This is a genomic window from Martinezella calliandrae, from assembly GCF_030272695.1.
Taxonomy (GTDB): Bacteria; Pseudomonadota; Alphaproteobacteria; order Rhizobiales; family Rhizobiaceae; genus Rhizobium; species Rhizobium calliandrae.
Map to the genome: position 1 here is coordinate 39,955 of NZ_JARFYN010000052.1, position 6,061 is coordinate 46,015.

7 protein-coding genes and 1 pseudogene are annotated in these 6,061 nt (G+C 57.8%); 2 read left to right on the forward strand and 6 right to left on the reverse strand.

The window, feature by feature from the left end:
• Window positions 1-21 precede the first annotated feature (21 nt).
• Both PY650_RS28490 and pcsA read right to left on the reverse strand, forming a co-directional pair.
• The gene (locus PY650_RS28490) at window positions 22-1,002 is read right to left on the reverse strand and encodes a quinone oxidoreductase family protein (protein ID WP_285883048.1); all 981 of its coding nucleotides are present in this window, start codon (window positions 1,000-1,002) and stop codon (window positions 22-24) included.
• Between the two features lie 12 nt (window positions 1,003-1,014).
• Entirely contained in the window at window positions 1,015-1,740 is a 726-nt protein-coding gene (gene pcsA / locus PY650_RS28495) for a phosphatidylcholine synthase (RefSeq protein WP_285883050.1), read from the reverse strand.
• 214 nt (window positions 1,741-1,954) lie between these two features.
• Here pcsA and PY650_RS28500 point away from each other — a divergent pair, with 214 nt between their 5' ends.
• Entirely contained in the window at window positions 1,955-3,157 is a 1,203-nt protein-coding gene (locus PY650_RS28500; protein ID WP_285883052.1) for a UbiH/UbiF family hydroxylase, read from the forward strand.
• Here PY650_RS28500 and PY650_RS28505 read toward each other — a convergent pair.
• Window positions 3,134-3,365, reverse strand: a pseudogene (locus tag PY650_RS28505) (AEC family transporter); the annotation flags it as partial. The gene PY650_RS28500 and the pseudogene PY650_RS28505 overlap by 24 nt on opposite strands.
• Before the next feature lie 13 nt (window positions 3,366-3,378).
• Entirely contained in the window at window positions 3,379-4,131 is a 753-nt protein-coding gene (locus PY650_RS28510; RefSeq protein WP_285883054.1) for a cytochrome c biogenesis CcdA family protein, read from the reverse strand.
• Between the two features lie 420 nt (window positions 4,132-4,551).
• Here PY650_RS28510 and PY650_RS28515 point away from each other — a divergent pair, with 420 nt between their 5' ends.
• Window positions 4,552-4,785, forward strand: coding sequence for a helix-turn-helix domain-containing protein (locus PY650_RS28515; protein WP_285883056.1), 234 nt, complete (start codon window positions 4,552-4,554; stop codon window positions 4,783-4,785).
• 150 nt (window positions 4,786-4,935) lie between these two features.
• Here PY650_RS28515 and PY650_RS28520 read toward each other — a convergent pair whose 3' ends face one another.
• Both PY650_RS28520 and PY650_RS28525 read right to left on the reverse strand, forming a co-directional pair.
• Complete coding sequence (locus PY650_RS28520) at window positions 4,936-5,463, reverse strand: site-specific integrase (protein WP_285883058.1); 528 nt, start codon at window positions 5,461-5,463, stop codon at window positions 4,936-4,938.
• A complete protein-coding gene (locus PY650_RS28525) occupies window positions 5,436-5,741 on the reverse strand; it encodes a hypothetical protein (protein WP_285883060.1) in 306 nt (101 codons plus the stop codon). Before PY650_RS28525 ends, PY650_RS28520 begins: the two co-directional genes overlap by 28 nt.
• Between the last annotated feature and the right edge of the window lie 320 nt (window positions 5,742-6,061).

Sequence of the window (6,061 nt, forward strand, 5' to 3'; positions counted from 1 at the left end):
CCCACATCCTGCCCATTGGATCTATGGGATCAGCAGCGTAGTTCCACTCGTTTTTCTTGTTTCCAGATCCGTGTGCGCGCGCCCCGCATCGCTCAACGGATAAGTCTGGTTGATATTGATACGCACTTTGCTGCCTTGCACAACAGCAAATAATGCCCTTGCGCTGGCTCTCAGCTCCTCGGGGGTTGCGATATAAGCGAAAATACTCGGCCGCGTGGCAAAAAGCGAGCCCTTCTGATTGAGGATCGCAAGGTCAAAGTTCACAATCGGGCCAGAGGATTGACCAAACGTCACCCACATGCCGCGCGGCTTCAGGCAATCGAGAGAATGCGGAAAGGTGTCACGGCCGATCGAATCGTAGACAACATCGACACCCTTGCCGCCTGTGATCTCCCGAACGCGGTCGACGAAACTTTCGCTGCTGTAATCGATGACATGGTCATAGCCATTAGCCAGCGCCAGTTTGACCTTGTCCGGCGAACCGGCCGTTCCGATCACCGTGGCGCCAAGCGCCTTTGCCCATTGACCGGCGATCAATCCGACGCCGCCGGCCGCGGCATGAAACAAAAGCACCGTTTCGGGTCCTACCTTGAAGGTGCGGTTGAGGAGATATTCAGCCGTCATACCCTTCAGCATCATTGATGCTGCGGTCTCGAGCTCGATATCATCCGGCACCTTGACGACATAGCGCGCTTCGATGTTGCGTTCGACGCTATAGGCACCATCGCCGCCAACATAGGCAACACGATCGCCGACGGAAAAATCGCTCACGCCCGGTCCCACGGCTGATATCGTGCCGGCCGCTTCCTTGCCGAGTGGCAGCGGGAAATATGGCGCCTTGTAGAGACCCGTGCGGAAGTAGATATCGACGAAATTAAGTCCGATTGCGGCATGGCGGATCTGCACCTCACCGGCGCCTGGCGAAGGCAGATCGACCTCCTCCAGCTTCATGACCTCCGGACCGCCGTTTTGGTGAATGCGAATGGCCTTTGTCTTCCTCATTGCCTGCAAATCCTAATGACGCCCAATGGACGGGAAAAACTGCAACACGGCGCCGATGCAATAGAGATAGAGGCCGCTGACGACAAACAAGACAACGGCCCATTGCGGCATGACGAAATGCATCAGCAACGAATACATGCCGAGCGCGGACCAGAACAGGAATATACCGAGATTGAGCGGCCGTAGCCGCTTGACCCTAACAGGATGCAGAAAATTGATCGGCAGGAATGTCAAAACCACCGAAACGCCGACGAGGACCAAGGCGGTCGTCGCACTGGCGCCGATAACGAAGAGTGTGAAGATCACCATGTTCCAGACGACCGGGAAGCCGGAGAAGAAATATTCATCCGTCTTCATGCCGGTGTCAGCATAATAAATGGCGCTGGATACGACGATCATCCCCGCCGCGACGAAGGACCAGGGCTCACCGATCATGCCGCTTTCATAAAGCGCGAAGGCTGGTAGAAGCACATAGGTTACATAATCGATAATGTTATCCAGCGTATCACCCGACCAATTCGGCAACACTTCCTTGACGCTGACCTTGCGGGCGATCGGTCCATCGATGCCATCGACAAGCAATGCCAGACCGAGCCACCAGAACATATCGATAAAGCGATGTTCCGCCGCCGCGACGACGCCGAGGAAGGCAAGAAACGAACCGGATGCCGTCAATATATGCACGGAGAACGCACGAATCTCCGCGTAAGGCACCCGCTTGTAGTTGAAGATTTTCATGCGCCCCGTCACTCGCCTGCTTATCTACCTGCCCCGGCAGGCGACTTTTTCTTGCTAATATGCACCCTTTGCACCGCACTGCCAGCGCAAAAACGTTCATGGCGCCACAGGCTAGCGCGAGTTCCTGTCATTTTCATCCGTTGCGATGTTTCATCCCATGGATTTCAACAGGCTAAGCGTCTATTTTCGGATGTAAAGACTATGAGGCATCGATATGAAGCAAGTTGAAATAGCCGTCATTGGCGGCGGTCTGGCGGGGATGATCGCAGCGATCGCGTTGGCGCGCAGCGGGCGAGCTGTTGCGCTCGTGGCGGCGGCGCATCACAAGGCCGACCGGCGGACCACGGCGCTGATGGATCAATCGATTCGCTTCCTCGAGCGGCTGGCGCTGTGGGAGAGGATTGCGCCTTCCACCGCCGCCTTGACGACGATGCAGATCATCGACGGTACGACACGGCTGTTGCGCGCGCCGACCGTCGCCTTTCGTGCTTCGGAGATCGGCCTCGATGCCTTCGGCTACAATATCCCGAACGACTTTCTGCTCAACGCCCTCAGTGAAGCCGTGAAGGCGGAAGGCAATATCAGGATTATCGAGACCAGCGCGGCAGGGATCGCCATTCGCGATGATGGCGTCACCGTTACGCTGGAGGATGGCGAGACTGTCGATGCGGCTTTTGCCGTCGGTGCGGACGGGCGCAATTCGATGGTGCGGGAGACGGTCGGGATCAAGGTCAAGCGCTGGTCCTATCCGCAATCGGCCATGGTGCTGAACTTTGCCCATTCCCTGCCACATCAAAACATGTCGACGGAATTCCACACCGAAAGCGGGCCGTTCACCCAAGTTCCCCTGCCCGGCAACCGCTCCAGCCTCGTCTGGGTGCAGAAGCCGGCGGACGCCGCCGTCAATGCCGAGAAATCGCTGGAAGAGCTCGGCCGCGTGATCGAGGACCGCATGCAGTCAATGCTCGGCAAAGTCACGGTCGAAGATAGCGTACAGGTCTGGCCGCTGTCCGGCATGACGGCCTACAGCTTCGGCAAGGGACGGGTCGCGTTGATAGGCGAATCCGCCCACGTCTTTCCGCCGATCGGCGCTCAGGGGCTGAACCTCAGCCTGCGCGATATATTGACGCTTGTCGAAATTCTGGCGAGCCCCAGCGGACAGCCAATTTCAGCATCCGCCGGTGACAGCTTCGACCGCCGCCGCCGGATCGACATCGTCAGCCGCACGGCGAGCGTCGATCTGCTGAACCGCTCGCTGCTGACGGATTTCCTGCCCGTACAGATGCTACGGGCGGCCGGGCTGCACGTCCTTTCGGCCATTCCGCCGCTGCGCAACCTCGTTATGCGCGAGGGCATCGAGCCTTGCGGCAGCCTGCGCGGCTTTCCCTCGATATTACCGGAAAAGCTGCGGCGGTAGGGCACCGGAACCGGCTTTGATCAGGTAAAGCACCACAAAGACGGTCGCCACCGAACGGGCGGAGGTGATCAGGATCGTGGCGGAAGCCCGCTCCTGCCAGACGCCATATTGTTGGCCGATGACGAGTACATTCGTCGCCCTCGGCAAGCCTTGCGAAAACCACCGCCGAACCAATCCAGATCGGATCGAAGCCGTCGATTACAAATAAAAGGCGGGTGTGCTTAACCGATTTGCATCAGGATGGGAAAGGTCTGCTGAAACCAGATCGCCATGTCGCTGACATAGCCGAATATGAATGCCAGGCCGGTCAATACGAGCAGCCCGCCCATGACCTTTTCGACAGTGCCGAGATGGCGGCGAAAGCGGACAAGGAAGCTCATGAAGGCGCCGGAAAAACCCGCGGCAATCCAGAAGGGGATGGCAAGGCCGAGCGAATAAATGGCGAGCAGCCCTGCGCCGGCGCCGATCGTCTCACGCGAAGCCGCAACGCCGAGGATCGCCCCGAGTACCGGGCCGATGCATGGCGTCCAGCCGAAGGCGAAGGCGAGGCCCATGATATAGGCGCCCGTCAGCGTCGCCGGCTTGCCGCCGCCTTGAAAACGAGCCTCGCGGGCAAGAATGCCGAGCCGGAAAACGCCAAGGAAATTCAGGCCCATGATGACGATGATCAGGCCGCCGATTTTCGAAAGAATATCGAGATGCTGACGCAGCAGAATGCCGATCGAGGATGCGCCGGCACCGAGCGCAATGAATACCGTCGCAAATCCGAGCGTGAAGAACAGCGCCGAAAACAATACATTGCCGCGAACGCTTGGCCCCACCGCCACAGCCGCCCCACCGCCACGGAATTGCTCGACGGAAATGCCGGCCATATAGCAGAGATAAGGTGGCACCAGCGGCAATACGCAGGGCGAAAGAAAAGACAGCGCTCCTGCGAACAAAGCGCTCAGAAGCGAGATATCTGCAAGCGACACGATAGACTCCGGCTATGTCATTCCATCGTCTTACTAGCGTCACGACAGCCGGAAGGCCAATCACCTTTTCGCGGGTGGCGCGGACGACGCCGTGACATTGGCCATCGAATGAAGCCGAAATAGAACTCACGCCCCTTACGCTCAATAGCGACATTTCCCAAAAACAGATCCCGATGGACGAAGCGGCTTATCGCCGATCTAAAATAGACAAGCCACATCGGGCCTCCTGGAACTGCCAGTCAGACAGCCTCCTGCATTCTGGCCTATATTCTGGGCTATGACGCCATGTCGCGGCGTATACGGATGGCGGAAGCGGTTCACCAATTGGGGGCCTTTTCACATACCGCTAATATCCGAATTTACCTGCTTCGACATGGACAGCATTGTTTCCAATTGTCCAATGACTGCAAGGAGCGTGTTATGGCGCCTGTCGATACAGAGCATTTCGAAGCCTTGAGGGTCGAAAATGGCAACCCCCTTGGCATGATTCCCGCGCATGATTCGTCGGCCGATGCGATGAGGCACAAATCCGAGAATGTGTTGCGGCTAAAGGCGGAAGGAAAGTCGACGGATTGCATCGCCCGCGAGGCAGGCGTCAGCCGATCGACCGTGACCAGGTTCATGCGTTATGTGGAACGAGCGTCTGCCGGGTAGTGGCGAGGCAAAACATCGCTGATTCCGCGATGCGCCCATCGCAAGTCGCTGATTTTCGCGAGTTTTTTGGTGAGAGCGATGGGATTCTAATCCATGACCTACTGATTAAAAGGCCGTGAAAACACCGCAGAAAATAAGGCTTATATCATTTTATGCGCCATTTATGCGCCATGAAACATGCGGCAACGCCGGTCTATCCGCGTAAAGTTGGTCAGCAATCTTGTCCATAGCCTCGGCATGGGCCTCGCTGGGGAACATGTGGCCGTACCGGTTCATGGTGATTGCGTATGTCGAATGGCCGGCAAGCGTCTGCACCGCCTTGGGCTGCAGTCCGGCTTCGATCCACATCGACACCGCGAAGTGTCTCAGTGAGTGCCAGCCGAAGTCCTTGACTTCTGCCTTCGCGACGAGCGGCTTCCAACGGCGCTTAGTGAACAGCGTATGTCGTGTGAATCCGCCCGCGGAGTCCTGAAAAACGAAGTCGTCGTCACTAGCCTTCATCTTTTTGCGACGAGCGGCTAGTTCATCCGCCTTGCTCAATGGCACAGTGCGCTTCCCCGCTTCCGACTTCGTGGTGTCGAAATCGCCGAAGGCGTCGACGCGCGTTTCAACGGTAACAGTGCGCTTCTTGAGATCTAGGTGGCGCCACCTCAGCGCCCACTGCTCACTTGCTCGCAATCCGGTCGATGCGGCGGCGGTACCACCTTCTCGCTGCCCTGCCCACGCTTGGCTGTAATGCGGACACCCTTTGCGGCATTAGTGGCGACCCAATCTTCTCCGATGGCATAGGCTAGGGTCCGGGAGAGCGCGCCGACGACACGACGCACCGTTGGAATGCCTACCTCGACATCCTTCATCTTGTCGACAAGCTCGTTGACCGCGCGCGTGGTGAGTTCGGCAAGCTTCGTACCGCCAAGCTCTGGCTCTACATAGGCGCGCAATTGGCCCGACGGCATCGCGGATCAGTACAAAGCGATGATCTGGGAAATGAAAAAGGATGGGACCTGGAACAAGCTCCTGAAGGCCCATGGCGACCGGGAAGTCCTTGATGCGGTCATCAATGGATATGAACGTCCGCGAGATCGCGGACCGCGTCAGTTCAACAACCGAGCGGCCCTTGCAAACGCCCTTCGCAAGATGATGTACCAGAGCGCAGGTCAACCGCCAAGGCGTCTGGGGCCAGGGCTATCGCATTTGAGCGATGACAGTTCTTGCGAATTCGTCGGACCATCCGGATCGTTTTCGTTTGCGTCGAATGGAGATATTCGGCCTTGCG

Bases quoted from the DNA above. Each gene is read 5' to 3' on its own strand.
- PY650_RS28490 (WP_285883048.1), bottom strand. From the start codon at position 1,002: ATGAGGAAGACAAAGGCCATTCGCATTCACCAAAACGGCGGTCCGGAG.
- pcsA (WP_285883050.1), bottom strand. From the start codon at position 1,740: ATGAAAATCTTCAACTACAAGCGGGTGCCTTACGCGGAGATTCGTGCG.
- PY650_RS28500 (WP_285883052.1), top strand. From the start codon at position 1,955: ATGAAGCAAGTTGAAATAGCCGTCATTGGCGGCGGTCTGGCGGGGATG.
- PY650_RS28515 (WP_285883056.1), top strand. From the start codon at position 4,552: ATGGCGCCTGTCGATACAGAGCATTTCGAAGCCTTGAGGGTCGAAAAT.
- PY650_RS28525 (WP_285883060.1), bottom strand. From the start codon at position 5,741: ATGCCGTCGGGCCAATTGCGCGCCTATGTAGAGCCAGAGCTTGGCGGT.